Origin of the sequence: Vagococcus fluvialis (genome assembly GCF_048815235.1) — a bacterium.
Classification (GTDB): domain Bacteria; phylum Bacillota; class Bacilli; order Lactobacillales; family Vagococcaceae; genus Vagococcus.
This window is the reverse complement of sequence record NZ_JBMEAO010000002.1, coordinates 108,185-124,040: the sequence shown is the minus strand read 5'-3', so window position 1 is coordinate 124,040 and position 15,856 is coordinate 108,185. Positions and strand designations below refer to the sequence as shown.

Annotated in this window: 17 protein-coding genes; 1 reads left to right on the top strand and 16 read right to left on the bottom strand. The window is 32.9% G+C overall.

Going from position 1 to position 15,856, the window contains the following annotated elements; genetic code table 11:
• The first annotated feature begins 69 nt into the window (after positions 1-69).
• Positions 70-834 carry a hypothetical protein gene (locus tag ACODH8_RS01880; protein WP_332465514.1) on the top strand — a complete coding sequence of 255 codons (765 nt, stop codon included), beginning with the start codon at positions 70-72 and terminating at the stop codon, positions 832-834.
• On the opposite strand, the gene ACODH8_RS01875 is transcribed toward ACODH8_RS01880, so the two are convergent.
• The 16 genes from ACODH8_RS01875 to ftsE all read right to left on the bottom strand — a co-directional run bounded on the left by ACODH8_RS01875 (position 821) and on the right by ftsE (position 15,773).
• Complete coding sequence (locus ACODH8_RS01875; protein WP_332465515.1) at positions 821-1,813, bottom strand: nucleoid-associated protein; 993 nt, start codon at positions 1,811-1,813, stop codon at positions 821-823. The two genes, ACODH8_RS01880 and ACODH8_RS01875, sit on opposite strands and share 14 nt — an antisense overlap.
• A 66-nt stretch (positions 1,814-1,879) precedes the next feature.
• On the bottom strand, positions 1,880-2,890 hold the full coding sequence (locus ACODH8_RS01870) for an NAD(P)H-dependent glycerol-3-phosphate dehydrogenase (RefSeq protein WP_332465516.1): 1,011 nt from the start codon (positions 2,888-2,890) through the stop codon (positions 1,880-1,882).
• A gap of 89 nt (positions 2,891-2,979) precedes the next feature.
• Entirely contained in the window at positions 2,980-3,807 is an 828-nt protein-coding gene (lgt, locus tag ACODH8_RS01865; protein ID WP_332465517.1) for a prolipoprotein diacylglyceryl transferase, read from the bottom strand.
• A 3-nt stretch (positions 3,808-3,810) separates the two neighbouring features.
• Entirely contained in the window at positions 3,811-4,743 is a 933-nt protein-coding gene (gene hprK / locus ACODH8_RS01860) for an HPr(Ser) kinase/phosphatase (RefSeq protein ID WP_332465518.1), read from the bottom strand.
• Between the two features lie 172 nt (positions 4,744-4,915).
• Positions 4,916-5,272, bottom strand: coding sequence for a phage holin family protein (locus tag ACODH8_RS01855; protein ID WP_332465519.1), 357 nt, complete (start codon positions 5,270-5,272; stop codon positions 4,916-4,918).
• Complete coding sequence (locus tag ACODH8_RS01850) at positions 5,272-5,610, bottom strand: PspC domain-containing protein (protein ID WP_332465520.1); 339 nt, start codon at positions 5,608-5,610, stop codon at positions 5,272-5,274. The genes ACODH8_RS01855 and ACODH8_RS01850 overlap by 1 nt, the downstream gene beginning before the upstream one ends.
• A gap of 20 nt (positions 5,611-5,630) precedes the next feature.
• Positions 5,631-7,238 (bottom strand): daptomycin-sensing surface protein LiaX, encoded by a 1,608-nt coding sequence (gene liaX / locus ACODH8_RS01845; RefSeq protein ID WP_420517470.1) that lies wholly within the window; start codon positions 7,236-7,238, stop codon positions 5,631-5,633.
• A 154-nt stretch (positions 7,239-7,392) separates the two neighbouring features.
• Complete coding sequence (locus ACODH8_RS01840) at positions 7,393-8,685, bottom strand: murein hydrolase activator EnvC family protein (protein WP_332465522.1); 1,293 nt, start codon at positions 8,683-8,685, stop codon at positions 7,393-7,395.
• 115 nt (positions 8,686-8,800) lie between these two features.
• A complete protein-coding gene (phoU, locus tag ACODH8_RS01835) occupies positions 8,801-9,478 on the bottom strand; it encodes a phosphate signaling complex protein PhoU (RefSeq protein ID WP_332465523.1) in 678 nt (225 codons plus the stop codon).
• A 17-nt stretch (positions 9,479-9,495) separates the two neighbouring features.
• Positions 9,496-10,248 (bottom strand): phosphate ABC transporter ATP-binding protein PstB, encoded by a 753-nt coding sequence (gene pstB / locus ACODH8_RS01830; protein ID WP_332465524.1) that lies wholly within the window; start codon positions 10,246-10,248, stop codon positions 9,496-9,498.
• Positions 10,249-10,259: 11 nt separating this feature from the next.
• Positions 10,260-11,069, bottom strand: a complete 810-nt coding sequence (pstB, locus tag ACODH8_RS01825) for a phosphate ABC transporter ATP-binding protein PstB (protein ID WP_332465525.1) — start codon at positions 11,067-11,069, stop codon at positions 10,260-10,262.
• A gap of 15 nt (positions 11,070-11,084) precedes the next feature.
• The gene (gene pstA / locus ACODH8_RS01820) at positions 11,085-11,969 is read right to left on the bottom strand and encodes a phosphate ABC transporter permease PstA (protein ID WP_420504351.1); all 885 of its coding nucleotides are present in this window, start codon (positions 11,967-11,969) and stop codon (positions 11,085-11,087) included.
• Positions 11,969-12,889: a phosphate ABC transporter permease subunit PstC gene (pstC, locus tag ACODH8_RS01815; protein ID WP_420504352.1), complete on the bottom strand. Its 921-nt coding sequence runs from the start codon at positions 12,887-12,889 to the stop codon at positions 11,969-11,971. Before pstC ends, pstA begins: the two co-directional genes overlap by 1 nt.
• Positions 12,890-12,915: 26 nt before the next feature.
• Positions 12,916-13,770, bottom strand: coding sequence for a phosphate ABC transporter substrate-binding protein PstS family protein (locus ACODH8_RS01810; protein ID WP_332465528.1), 855 nt, complete (start codon positions 13,768-13,770; stop codon positions 12,916-12,918).
• Between the two features lie 436 nt (positions 13,771-14,206).
• Complete coding sequence (gene ftsX, locus ACODH8_RS01805; protein WP_420517469.1) at positions 14,207-15,094, bottom strand: permease-like cell division protein FtsX; 888 nt, start codon at positions 15,092-15,094, stop codon at positions 14,207-14,209.
• Positions 15,087-15,773 (bottom strand): cell division ATP-binding protein FtsE, encoded by a 687-nt coding sequence (gene ftsE, locus ACODH8_RS01800; protein ID WP_332465530.1) that lies wholly within the window; start codon positions 15,771-15,773, stop codon positions 15,087-15,089. The genes ftsX and ftsE overlap by 8 nt, the downstream gene beginning before the upstream one ends.
• Between the last annotated feature and the right edge of the window lie 83 nt (positions 15,774-15,856).

The following is a 15,856-nucleotide window of genomic DNA, read 5'->3' as shown; positions in this document are numbered from 1 at the left end:
TCCTTAATTCACTTTTGTTTACAACTATTATCGACTCTTGTAAACTATTAATTAAAGGACGTGACTAATATGAATATTACACTTAGAAAACGGATGATTGAACATATTCCCGTTTTAGAACTATCACCTGAAGATAAGGTAAACGAAGCCCTTCCATTAGTTGTTTATTACCACGGATGGCAAACAAAAAAAGAATTAGCTTTAACGGCTGGGAAAAAAATAGCTTTAAACAATATCAGAGTTATCATACCTGATTCTATGTACCACGGGGAACGAAAAGTTAATAACCCTACCAAAATCCCCTCATTTAGATTTTGGTCAACAATTCAACATAATTTAAGTGAATTCTCCATCATTAAAGACTTCTACAACGACCGTCAGTTAATTAAAGATGACTTATTAGGCGTAGCAGGTTTTTCAATGGGAGGTATGACCACTGCTGGTATTTTAACCCATTTTCCGGAAGTTAAAGCTGCTGCAATTTTAATGGGTGCACCTAACTATCAAGATTTTATTAACCGAGTTACTAGCTACATGAAACAATCTAATATTTATGATGTACCGGTTTTGGAAGATTTACTTGCTTGGACTAAGCACTATGACTTAAACTTAATGCCTGAAAAAATAGCTAGTCGCCCACTTTATTTTTGGCATGGGACAGAAGACGCCAAATTACCTTATACGGTGACACATCAATTTTACCTGGATAATGTTAACACAGAATATGGTAAAAACATGAGTTTTGATACAGGAGTTGGTGAACCACATATTCTAACCATTGATATCATGAATCGTACAGGGGATTTTTTCAAGAAGAGTTTTAAAACTTACTAACAACTTCTTCTACATTTTTAATCATAACCGATATCGTACCATCAGGATTATTAATAAACTCAATTAATTCTTTATCTTTAAAAATATCTGTTGGGATACTAAGCTCAATGCCATTAGTTAATTTAAATTTTTGTTTACTGTATTTTTTTTCATACTTCGGTACATTACTTGGTATCTCTTCAGAAAATTTGGTTTGTTCAATCATCTCATAGTATTCTTTTTTCGCAGATTCGTTGTTTTCAAAAACAGCTTCTGCGATTTTTTCTTTGCTTATAATCCCATCTTCTTCGATACTCTCAAAAATCGCTTGTTGCGTTTGACTCATACTAACATATTCTTCCTCATTATATCTGTTAGCCACTTCTTTAACTGCTTTTTTGATAATTTTTAAATTTTCAGTAACTGTTGGTTTAGGATCAACTTGCAAAAATCGCTCAGAGAAAAACAACCTATTTTGCCCTTCAAAACTATATTTTTTTTCAACCAGCTCTAAATCAAATGTTTTTAAGTTAATTAAACAACATTCATCAATTCTTTGAGTAGTTGAGGGGAAAATAGTTTTATTTAAAATGATATTATTTTGCATTTTATCTTCAATATAAGTAACGTGATGAGTAAAGCTTGGTTTATAATTAAATTTAATCATACCCAGTTTTGGCGTACCATTTAATTCCGCTAACTCTACAACTAATAAGTCCCCACTAGGAGCATCTTCACTGATTGCTAAGCTATCAAAAAGCATTTGTGCCATTTCGCTTGATTTATCAACAAAATCTAATTCCTCGTTTGTTACTAATCGATAAAATTCCGATTCTTGATTTAAGATACCCGTTTTGTATTCTGCTTTTTCTAAACGTTTTAGCACTGAATCTAAATACTGCTTTACAGCATACTCTTTTAAGTCCAATTCTGTTTGAGAGCAAATTAATGAGCCTGCTTCTCTATCAATAATATGTAAAATCGCCTTTTTGATTTCCATTATGAAACCTCCTAATTTTCCAATGAAAAAGAGACTGAGCACGGTTTGCTAGTCTCTTTGCCACTTTTAAAATTCTTGTTCTGATTTAAATTCACGTAACATGATTTGTTTAATGACTTTATCAACGTCTTCGTCTTCATATAAAACTTTATAAATTGTTTCTGTAATAGGCATATCAATGTTTAAATCTCTAGATAATTCGTAGGCTGCTTTTGTAGTAGAAACACCTTCCACAATCATTCCCATATTATCTAAAACATTTTGTAAACTATGACCTTTACCTAATAAGTCACCTGCACGCCAGTTTCTTGAATGGACACTTGTACAAGTTACAGCTAAATCACCCACACCACTTAAACCGATAAAGGTTAATGGGTCAGCTCCCATAGCTACGCCTAAACGGCTAATTTCAGCTAAACCACGTGTCATAATAGCTGCTCTTGCATTATCCCCGTAACCTAAACCATGTAAGGCTCCAGAACCTAAAGCAATAATATTCTTTAAAGCTGCTCCTAGTTCGACACCAATAATATCTTGATTCGTATAAACTCTGAAGTATTCATTTGAAAATAACTGTTGAACAAATTCTGCACATGATAAGTCTGCTGCAGCTGCTGTAATTGTTGTCACATCTTTAACAGCGACTTCTTCAGCGTGGCTTGGTCCAGATAAAACAACTACATCTTGACGGTGTTCTTCTGGTATTTCTTCAAGTAACACTTCTGAAATTCGTTTATAAGTATTTTGTTCTAAGCCTTTACTAGCATGAATAATAACAGGTTTATTATCACAAACTTCTACGAAAGATTTAGCTACTTCTCTCATTGCTTTAGTAGGAACAACAAAAAGTACTGCTGCTGCTTCTTTAACACATTCTTTCATATCAGAAGTTGCTTTTAAACCTAAAGGTAATTGAATATCTGGTAGGTATTTATGATTAGTATGATTGTCGTTCATTTCTATCATTTGATCAGCATGATGTCCCCAAATCGTTACGTCATGGCCGTTTTCTACTAAAACCATCGCTAGAGCTGTTCCCCAAGAACCTGCTCCTAACACAGCTATTTTTTGCTTCATTATGTAAAAGCTCCTTTAATCTATCTATTTATCACTAATAAGTTTATCACACTCACTACATAATGATAAGGAAAAAGATAAGAATGCCCTTAGGCTTTCTTATCTCCTTTTGTTCTATCATAAAATGGTAAAGTCATTTTCTTTCTTCTGTATACTAAAAGTGCAATAGCACCAATGAATAACACACCTGAAAGAATTTGTGAAACTCTTAGTAAATCACCAATCATTAAACTATCTGTTCGCATTCCCTCAATAAAGAAACGACCAAATGAGTACCAAATAACATAAAGTAGAGCAAGCTCTCCTTCTTTTAAGAAGTTTGGTTTTCTTCTTAAAACAACTAAGACAACAAATCCTAACACATTCCAAACACTTTCATAAAGAAAAGTTGGTTGACGATAAGCTCCATCAATATTCATATTATTAATAATAAATTTAGGCAAATGAAGACTTTCTAGGAAGCTTCTACTAACTACTTCACCATATGCCTCATGATTCATAAAATTACCCCAACGACCAATCCCTTGAGCTAAAATCACACTTGGAGCTGCAATATCTAGAAACTTCCAAGTAGAAATAAAACGGTGACGTGTAAAGAAGAAAATCACTAAACCTCCCGCAATAAGTCCACCATATATGGCTAAACCACCGTTTCGAATAGCTAAAATTTGTCCTGGATTTGCTAAATAGTAATCTAGTTCAAACAAGACATAATAAAGTCTTGCTCCTACGATAGAAATAGGTAATGCCCACAGCATCATATCCACAACATCGTCTTCTTTTAATCCTACTTTGACAGCTTCTTTTGAAGCCATCCATGATACTAAAACAATAGCAGATACAATAATAATGGCATACCACTGAATATCAATACCAAAAAGAGTAAAAGCTGTTGGATTAACTGTTAAAATCTTCATTCACTACTTCTCCTTGTCAACAGAGTTTTCTGCTATTAATTCACTTAAATTAGATTCGAATTTTTTAGTTGCATCATAGCCTAGAGTTTTTGCTCTAAAGTTCATGGCTGCAACTTCAATAATTGTCGCTACATTACGACCTGTTGATACTGGAATAGTAATTCTTGGTACTGGTACATTACCAAGGGATATCGTTTCGGTACTACTTCCTAAACGATCATACTTATTATCTTGTGTCCAATCTTGTAAGTTTACTACTAAAGAAATTTGAGATTTTTTTCGAACGGAACTAACACCAAATAAATTCATGATGTCGATAATCCCAACTCCTCTAATTTCCATTAGATGCTCTAAAATTTTTGGAGCCTCACCAATTACAGTTCGCTCATCTTGACGATAAATATCAACTCTATCATCAGCGATTAATCGGTGTCCTTTCTTAATTAACTCTAAACCTGTCTCACTTTTACCAATTCCACTACTTCCTTGAATTAATACACCTAATCCGTATACTTCTACTAATACACCATGAATAGATACACGTTCTGCTAGTTTACTTTCCACATAGTTAGAAATAATACCTGATAAAAGTGATGTTGAAATAGTTGATTGAATAATCGGTATATTTTTTTCTTTGGTCATTTCTACCAACTCTTCTGGAACTTTCAATCCCCTTGCTACAACAAAACACGGTGTATCTTCTGCACAAAGCTTTTTAAAAATCATTTCTTTTTCAATTGATGTCATTTTTTCAGTAAACGTAATTTCTTTTTTTCCAAATAACTGGATTCTATCAGCTGGATAATAGTTAAAATATCCTGTTAATTCTAAACCAGGTCTTGATATTTCACTTGAGGAAACAACTCTATCTAAAAAAGACTCTCCTGAATAGACGTCTAATTGTAATTCGTTAACAATATCTTTAATTTGTACCATTTTTACTCACTTCCTTAGCTCATTTAAAATTCATTCTCGACTGTTCTAGTTTATCATTTTACGGCTTTATATTCTAGGAAATCACTCATTCTTCTCATAAAAAGCATACTTCTTTTGGTTAAATAAAAAAGAAGCCAATCTTTATTAGACTGACTTCTCTACAATATACTTCTTAACGGTATTTACTATCATTATGATCGGCTACAATGGCATTTATTAAAGACATAATCATAGCCATTAAAACTGCAGCCCCGAAACTAGAAAATGCTAAATTTTGTTCTCCGACTAAGTATGAAGTCATTTTTAAAATTCCTCCATTGATAATAAAACTAAACAAACCTAGAGTTATTAATGTTATCGGTAATGATAATAAGTGTAATATTGGTTTTACAAACATATTCAAAAGCGATAGAACTAAACTTGCTGCAATAGCAATTGTAAAACTAGCTACATAGATTTTTGTGGGAAACAAAACTGAGAGTGAAATGAAAGCTAGCGTGTTAACAACTAATCTTTGAAGAAACGACATTAAAAGTCGCTCCAGTCATCAGCATTGTCATCTAATTTTTCAGCTTCTTTTCTTGTTTTAGTTGGTTTGCTTCCTTTTCTCCCAGCACTTCCTTTATAAGGATGTTCATATGGACGCTTATACGTATTGTAATATGTTTCTTGACGTGTATTTCCAGAAGGTAATAAAACCATTAAAGCTATGTATAGTAAGAAACCTGGAAAGCCTGTTGTTACTAATGATAATATCACATAAATAACTCGGACTATCGTTGGGTCAATCCCTATATATTCAGCTACTCCCGCTAAAGAACCAGAGATAACAATATTTGATCTTGATTTTGTTAATTTCTTATTCATTTCACTTCACTCCATTTTAATTAATTATCTGTATCCTTTAAAAGAATACTTCCTGTTGTTGTAGAGAGATTAACGTATACTAAACTATCTGATACATCTCTTCTAAATTCTTCACATTGATTTGTTTTATCTTTCTTTTCACGAATCATATCAATGTTGCTTAGTCGGTTTTTAATACTACCAAAATTAGTCTTACTTGTTGCTTCAATGCCAATCTCTGTTGGTAAAGCTAATTTAATGGTTCCATTAACAGCAGATGCTTCAATTTTTTTAGGTCCACTATTTTTAGGAACTGTGATTCTAATTTCACCATTAATAAGAGATACTTTAGCGCTCTTAATATCTGATTTCAATCGTACATCACCATTAACTGTTTCTCCTAAGAAATCGATGATTTGGCTATTTTTAACATCAACCTCACCATTCACCCCTTCAACTTCTAACATGCTAGCAGTTACGCCATCAATCTCAATCTCACCATTAGTAGTTTTAAGGAAGATATCCCCTAAGTTTAAATTGTTTATCTTAATATCACCGTTTAACATTTTCACTGACATATGATCGTAGTTGCGTTTTGGTAAATAGAATACTAAATCTACTTTCATTCTCTTATTAGGAATTTGGAATGAAATTCTTTCATCATCCACATCAATATCTGCTCGTTCTAAGAATGCTTCAAATAAACTATCCGCATTGACTTTACCGTAGAATTTAATATCAGCGGCAACTTTAATGTCTTTTTCATCCCATTCTTTGAAAACTACTTTACCGTTAGCAACTTTGACATCAATAATTGTTGCTTCATTTTCTGGATATACAAATTCATGTGAAAATGATTGACTAGCAACTCCTGGAACTTTGATATTAATATCTTTCCAGTCAACATTATCGTTAACTGAACTAGTTACAGCTTCAATTGTTTTTTTAATAAAAGCTCCAAATTGACTTCCTGCTTCGCCAACTTTTTCTCCTACTTGAGTAAACGTTTCGTTTGCTTGCTCTTTCCAATCTTCTGGGATATCAAATTTATTTTTCCACTCTTCTTTGACTGTTTCTTTTTGTTCTTTTTTAAACTCTTTTAATTGTGTTCGTAATCCTTCACGTTCTTCTTGTAATTGTTCCTTTGTTTCTTTCAAGTAAACTAATTCTTTTTCAAGTTGTTCTCTTTCAGCTAATTTAATATCAGTTAAGCCATCTAACTCTTCCATTGTATTTAAAACAGTGACAGCTTCTTCTTTAGCAGTAATGTCTTTATCTAACCCATCAACCTCAACAGTAATTTCATCTATATTAGCAGAAACTTCGTTAATACCTTCTGTAATTTCAGCTAATATCTTTTCTAATCTTTCTTGATCTTTTCTTTCGTTTTCTTGTAGCTTCTCAAAAAAAGCATCAGCATCAACTTCTTCTTCTTTTTCGAAAAGAGATTCTTCAAATGAGCGTTCCTGTTCATCACTCACTGATTCCTCTTCTTTTTCAAAGGACACATTTTTCTTTACCTCTGCCGCTTCTTTATTTACCAATTTTTCATCTTTTTCAGTTGCTATATTCTCCAATAAAACCAAAGCTTCCTCAGTCGATAATATTCCTTTTTTTACTAATTCCAAAATTCTATCTCTTTCTTGCATGTTAAAGCCTCCCTGTAGGTTTTATAAATCTTATATACATATTATGCCTTTTTCCTAGTGCTTTGTCATAGGTCTTGAGTTGGATTTATCCATCTATCTCAAGAACCCCTAACAAGTACAAAAAAAGAGATGATTTCTCATCTCTTAAAATCTCTTATAAACCAATGAATGGTGCTGGATTCATAAATCCACTCCAAAGTCCTGTTGAAATACCAAAATGTAAGTGATCACCAGTTGAACTACCTGTTGTTCCTACGTTACCAATAATATCTCCAGCAGAAACTGTTGAACCTGATGCAATACCAGGTGCATTCATATGCATGTAGTAAGTATAATAACCGTTATCATGTTGAATAATAACATGGTTACCAGCACTATAATGATAACTTGATTCAACTACTGTACCAGCTCTTGAAGCCATAATTGGCGTTCCACCAGGAGCTGCCATATCTAAACCATCATGATAATCCCCAGCAAAACCTGTTGGGTCTTGACGTGGTCCAAATGTACTTGTAATAGTAAATGAGTTTAATGGTCTTTGGAAACCACTAGCATAACTTTCTTGACTATTACTATTATCAGCAGTTCCTTTATCGCCTGTTGGTTTTGTAATTGATGATGGACCAGTAGGCTCTAAGTTTTCTTCTGCTTCTTGTTTAGCTGCTTCTTGTTTTTGTTCAAATACTTTTTTAGCGTCTGCTTCTGCTTTTTGGGCTGCTTTTTCTTGTTCAGCAATTTCTTTTGCTTTACGAGCAGCTTCAGCAGCAATTCTTTCAGCTTCTGCTTTTTGGGCTACAAACTCAGATTTTTTACTTTGAGCATCGTCAATATTTTTTAATATTTCATTTGCTAATTGAATTTGAGCTATTTTAGAGCTTTCTAACTCTTCTTGTTTACCTTTTAGAATAGTAGCTTTTTCAGTTACTTCCGCTACCTTTTCTTCAACGCTTACTTTCTTTTCACTTAATTCTTCTTGATCTTGTTTTTGAGCTTGCATGATATCATTATTAGCAGAAACTAATTTCGTATAAGCTACAGTTCTACCAATCGCATCTGATAAAGACTCAGAATCTAATAAAACATTAACAATATCTTGTTTGTCTTGATTAATTTGAGTAGATCTAGCTTGATCTTCAATTTTTTCATTTCTTTTAGCGATTTTCTCTTCTAACTCTTTGATATCAACAGTTAGTTGGTTAACTTCTTTTTCAAGTTTAATTTTTTCATTTAACAAGTTATCTGTTTCAACAGTTAACTCACTAATTTTCGATTCTAAATTAGCTAAAGTATTATCTGATGATGCTTTTTTAGCGTTTAAATCTTGGATTTTTTGTTCTTCATTAGCTATTTTATTATCGATACTTTCAGCTTGAACAATTCCTGGACATGTTAATCCCATCATAGAAATTGTTGCTGCTGTTAAGATGATTGATTTTTTTAGTTTCATTCATATTACCTCGGCTTAATTTAATTACTTTATAAACTATATCACATAAATGCTATTTATAAGATTACAACTTCGTTACAAATTATGACGAATAAAAAAAACTAAGCTTTTCAGCTTAGTTCTCTTCAAAGTTTTTTGGATCCAACTCTTCTATTTTCCCTGTTGTTAGGTATACGATCCATTCACAAATATTTGTTACATAATCACCAATACGCTCTAAATAACCTGCAACTTGTAAATAATCTGCTCCAACAATAACAGTTTCTGGATTTTCTTGCATCGCTCTAATTGAATGACGGTAGATTGATTTAAAGTAATCATTCGTTACTTTATCACTGATTGCAATCTCAATCGCTTTTTGGCTGTCTGTATTAATATAAGCAACTAATACTTCACTAACCATCGCCATAACGTGTGTTGCCATTTCAGATATTTCATTTTCAATTTCTAAAACACGTTTATTACCTTTAACACGTATAGTTGATTTCGCAATTGATACGGCATGATCTCCCATACGTTCTAAATCAGAACTAGCTTTCATAATTGTTACAATTTTTCTTAAATCTAATGTAACAGGTTGTTGCAAAGCAATCATTTCAAAACTTTTCTTTTCTAAATCTTGCTCTTTAGCGTTAATTTTGTCATCTTCAGCAATTACTTCTTTTGCTAAGCTTTTATCATGATCAATAAATGCCTTTACTGATTTACTGATTGCTATATTAACATCTTGCCCCATTTTTTCAAATTTATCATGTAGTTTCGTTAAATCTTCTTCAAATTGACTTCTTAACATACTTTCCTCTCCTTCTTTTAACCGAATTTCCCTGTAATATAATCTTCTGTTTGTTGCTTCTTAGGATTTAAAAAGATATTTTTAGTTTTATCGTACTCAATTAAATCGCCACTTAGGAAAAATGCCGTTTTATCTGAGATCCTAGAAGCTTGTTGCATATTATGTGTCACCATAATCATTGTGTAATCATTTTTTAACTCTAACAACATGCTCTCAATCTTACCACTTGAAACAGGATCTAAAGCACTTGTTGGTTCGTCTAATAAAATCACTTCAGGTTTTACTGCTAATACTCTGGCAATACAAACCCTCTGTTGTTGCCCACCTGAAAGAGATAAGGCACTTTTATTTAACTTATCTTTAACATCATCCCAAACTGCTGCTGCTTTTAGACTTTCCTCTACAACTTGATCTAATTCAGCTTTAGAATGTTTCCCCTCAAGTCTTAATCCATAAATAACATTTTCATAAATAGAAAATGGGAAAGGATTAGGTTGTTGAAATACCATTCCAATTTGTTTTCTTAACAAAACAGTATCTGTTTTTGGACTGTAGATATCTTTACCATTGTAAGTAACATTTCCAGTAATTGTTACCGAAGGAATTAAATCATTCATTCGATTTAATGTTCTTAGGTAAGTTGATTTTCCACATCCTGAAGGACCGATCAAGGCAGTGATTCCGCCTTTATCAAAATCCATCGTTATTCCTTTTAACGCTTCATTTTTCCCGTAATATAAATGTAAATCTTTAGACTCAATAATAGACATGAACTTCCTCCTTAACCAAAATGTCCAGAGACATAATCATCTGTTGCTTGAATTTTTGGGCGTGTAAATATTTTTCTTGTTTTATCATATTCCATTACCTGACCCATATAAAAGAAAGCGGTATAATCACTGATACGTGAGGCTTGTTGCATATTATGTGTCACAATAATAATTGTATAATTTTCTTTTAAATTAATCAATGTTTCTTCAACTTTACTCGTTGAGATTGGATCTAAGGCACTTGCTGGCTCATCAAGCAATAATATATCTGGTTTCATTGCAATTGCACGAGCAATACATAAACGTTGTTGTTGACCACCTGATAAAGCTAAGGCACTCTTGTTTAGGTTATCTTTAACCTGATCCCACAAGGCCGCTTGCTTTAAGCTTGTTTCAACAATCTCGTCTAATTCGTTCTTATCTTTTAAACCATGTCGACGTAAAGCGAATGTAATATTATCATAGATTGATTTACTAAATGGATTAGGACGTTGGAACACCATTCCAATATGTTTTCTCATTTCGTAAACATCAACTTCTTTTGAGTTAACGTCCGTATTTTCATAGATAATTTTCCCTGTAATACTCGTTCCATCAATCTCATCATTCATTCTATTTAAAGAGCGTAGATAAGTTGATTTTCCACATCCTGATGGTCCAATTAAAGAAGTAATCTTGTTTTTTTCAAACTGTAAACTAACTCCTTTAATCGCTTCATTTTGCCCATACCATACATGTAAATCGTCTGTTGCAAGTTCTATTTTTTTCTCAGTTTCATCTAATTGAATAATATGTGTCTCATCCAAATTATATTTTTTCATGTTAAATCCCCTTATCTAGGCTGATGTAATCTTTTTATGCAATCTCTTTCCAATAAAGCGAGCTAAGAAGTTGAAAAGTAGGACAGCAATAATTAAAACGGCAGATGCTCCTGCTGATACTTGTGCCCCATCAGGCATATTTCCTTCACTATTTACTTTCCAGATATGAACTGCTAAAGTCTCAGCTTGTCTAAAGATATTAAGTGGACTTGTAATACTCATTGGATTCCAGTTCGTAAAATCTAATGCTGGAGCACTTTGTCCTGCTGTATAAATCAAAGCAGCGGCTTCACCAAAAATACGACCTGCTCCTAAAATGATTCCTGTTAAAATACCTGGTAATGCTTCAGGGATAACAACTCTTAAAACAGTTTCCCATCTTGATAAACCTAAAGCAAGTCCTGCTTCACGTTGTGTGTAATGTACTGCTTTTAAAGATTCTTCCACATTTCTAGTTAATAGTGGTAAATTAAAGAATGTTAAGGCTAAGGCTCCAGAAATAATTGAGAAACCTAAACCTGCTTGAATAACAAATACTAGGAAGCCAAATAAACCAACAACAACTGATGGTAATGAGCTTAATACCTCAATAGATGTTCTAATAATATTTGTAAACATGTTTTGTTTAGCATATTCAGCTAGATATATCCCAGCTCCTAAAGAAATCGGAATACTGATTAACATGGTAATAATTAATAGATAGAAAGAGTTGAATAACTGAATTCCAATTCCCCCACCTACTTGGAAACTCTTAGAAGGTTGCGTTAAAAATTCCCAACTAATATGAGGAATGCCGCGTCCTAATATATATAGTAATAAACTAGCTAGGATGGTAATAATAATCACAGCAATTCCGTAAAGAATACCTGTTGCTAGTTTGTCTGCACGTTTTGCATTCATTATTTCATTGCTCCTTTTCTACCGATCATACGAGTTAATATATTGAAGAATAATGACATTAATAATAATAGTAGGGCTAATGACCATAACACATTATTTTGAAGAGTACCCATAATTGTGTTACCAATACCCATTGTTAATACACTTGTTAAAGTTGATGCTGGTGTAATTAAGTTATGAGGCATTAATGAGGCATTACCAATAACCATTTGAATGGCCAACGCTTCACCAAATGCTCTTGCCATACCAAAAACTACTGCTGTTAAAATCCCTGGTACCGCAGAACGTAACACCACTTTATAGATTGTTTGCCATCTTGTTGCACCTAAAGCTAATGATGCTTCTCGGTAATGTCTAGGAACAGCTTTTAAGGCATCTACTGTCATTGATGTTACTGTTGGCAAAATCATAACAAACAAGACAAACGTCCCTGCTAAAATACCAAATCCTGAACCACCAAAAACACTTCTTACAGCAGGTACAATAACTGATAAACCAATGAAACCATAAACTACTGAAGGGATACCCACTAATAATTCTATTACTGGTTGCAATACTTTTGTTCCTAATTTTGGTGAAATCTCAGTCATAAACACTGCCGCACCTATAGCAAAAGGTGTCGCAATTAATGCCGAAAGGAACGTAACAATAAATGACCCCATAATCATAGGTAAAGCGCCAACTAATGGTTGACCACTTTCATCAACTGAACTTGGATTCCACTCTGTTCCAAATAGAAAGTCTTTTAGACTTACCCCGTCTACAAAAAAAGTAGCTAGTCCTTTACTGGCAACAAAATAGAAAATCGCAACAACAACAGCTACAATTAATGTAATAGCTAAAAAACTAATTGTTTTACCAAATTGCTCTAATTTTTTCTTAGGTGATTTTTTAAGCAATTTACTTTGAATATCTTCCAACGTTTTTCCTCCTATTATAAAGCCATTTATTTAGGCTTCACATTTCCTTCAACATCTCGTTCTACTGTCATACGTGAAACTGGAATATAACCTAGTTGAGGAACAATCTCTTTTTGGACATCCTCAGATAACATATAATCTAAAAATTCTTTTGTTAATCCCTTTGGTTCACCTTTTGTATACATATGCTCATAAGACCACACTGGCCATTTATTTCTCATCACGTTTTCTTCTGTTGGCGACACGCCATCAATTGTTAGTGTTGCTACATCATCTGTTACGTAAGAAAATGCAACATAACTAATTGCTCCAGGCGTTGTACTAACAATTTGTCGCACCATTCCTGTTGATTCTTGCTCTTGAGCGTTTTTTGAATCTTCGCCATCTAATATCCATTGTTCAAATGTATGACGGCTTCCACTTCCAGCTGCTCTATTTAATAATACTATTTTTTGATTTTTCCCACCAACTTCTTTCCAGTTGGTAATGTCACCTTGAAATATTTTCTTTAGGTCCTCTTTTGAAATATCTGATACACCTACTTCTTTATTAACAATAGGTGTTAGGCCCACAACCGCAACTTGATGATCGACTAAAGACTCACTATCAATTCCATCTTTTTCTTCTGCAAACAAATCAGAGTTGCCAATATCAACTGCACCAGCTTGAACTTGACTTAATCCAGTTCCACTTCCGCCACCTTGTACGTTAATAAATTTCCCCATATTTGTGCTACTGTATTGTTCACCAGCTGCCTCAACTAAAGGTTGCATGGCTGAAGAACCAACGGCATTAATTGACTCACCATTGTCGACTTTTCCGCAACTAACTAATACTAAAGATAGTGCTAGTAGTCCAGTTGCTTTGCTCAATTTTTTCACGAGTTAACCTCCTAGATTTTACAATTAATTTACAAATTAATTCTTTTGCTTTTTCATCCAAACTAAACATATAGTTTACTGAAGAAAATTGCAAGTCTTTTTACATTCTTTTTACAATTATAAAGAAGAGAAATAGACGGCTTAAGTTTTTTTAATATACCTTTTTAATTATAATACACTTGTGTTATAATTTATGTGAAACACAGTTTTTTATTTATAATAGAGATGCAAGCTCCCCAACTTGCGTCTTAAAACACTTAGTGTAAACAAATATCAAACAGTTTCTAATCACTAATTTTATATTCCCCAATATATTTAGTGGTTAATATCATCCCTTATAGGAAAAAAGATGACTTTTACGTCATCTTTTTTTCTATAAATTTAACATTCGGATAAACAAAAAAGGTTGATTCTTCTCGAATCAACCTTTTTAATGTTAAATTTTTAAGAATCGTCTCATTGAAATAACTGATCCAAATGAACCAATCACAACTCCTATTACAACCAACAATGAGTTTAATTGTAATACCAGCGTAGTTGGTAACACTAATTCGTAAGATGCTGTAGCCATCATACTCTTCGTAAAGAAATAATAGACTTGTGCATACCCAAATGAAATCAGTAAAATAGGGACAATTGAACCTAAGACACCAATAAATGCTCCTTCTAAGAAGAATGGCCAACGAATAAATCCATTTCTAGCTCCAACAAGGCGCATAATTTGAATTTCTCGTTTTCTAGAGATAATTGTAATTCGAATTGTATTAGAAATTAAGAACATAGCAACTGCTACTAAAAACGCTGCCCCAATAGATCCCCAAAGTTTAACATTTTTGGAAATAGCAAAAATCTTATCTGAGTTTTGTCCACCGTAATCAGCTTTGTGTACATTTTTTAATTTAGATGCTTCTTCCGCTATTCCCTTAATTGAATCTGAATCTTTTGACGTTAAAATGTAAACATCATATAAAGGATTATCATCACCATCAAATAGCTTCCAAGTATCGCCTAATTTATCAGTTAATTTTTTGTATTCATTTTGCTTACTTGAAAACACTACTTTTTCAACGTTAGCAATTTTATTTAAGTCTTCACCTAATGCTTTTGTATCTTTTTCATCTGTCCCGATATCAACAAATACAGAAACATCCACACTATTATTAATATCTTCTGCTATTTTAGTTACGTTTAAAATAACGCCCAAAAAGATTCCCACTAAAGTTAAGGTAACAGTTACCGCACTAACGGAAGCTAAGGTCATCCAACCATTTCTTTTTAAGTTTTTTAATGCACTACCAATGTGCCTGAAAAAATTTCTAATCATCGTATCCGTAATCCCCCTCGTCTTGATCTCGCGTAATTCGACCATTTTCAATCGCTATTACACGATGACGAATTTCATTAACAATCATACTATTATGTGTCGCCATAACAACTGTTGTCCCTTGATTGTTAATGCGTTCTAATAATTCCATAATTTCCCATGAGTTCTCTGGGTCTAAGTTCCCTGTCGGCTCATCAGCTATTAATACTTTTGGTGTATTCACAATCGCTCTAGCAATTGCCACACGTTGTTGTTCTCCCCCTGATAATTCATTAGGGAACACTCTTACTTTATGTTTCAAACCAACTAAGTCTAACACTTCAAGAACGCGTTTTTTAACTTCTCTTGGTTTTTTTCCAATTACTTGCATCGCATAGGCAACATTTTCGTACACTGTTTTTTGTGTTAATAATTTATAATCTTGGAAGACTATTCCTATTTCACGTCTTAAATAAGGAATATTTCTATTTTTAATAGTTAATAAATCATAACCACAAACATTTAAAGTTCCTTTTGTTGCTTTTTCTTCACGGTACATTAATTTAATAAAAGTGGATTTCCCTGCCCCACTTGGCCCTACTACATAAACAAACTCACCTTGGTTAATGTTTATTGATAAATTTCTAACAGCTGTTGTCCCATTAGAATATTTTTTTGTTACTTTTTTCATTTCTATCATGAGTATTCTCCTCACCTGTTCTTATCTATAATAATGAGTCACACTATTTCTAGTTTAGTATAACATGAGTTTAGCTAGTTGTT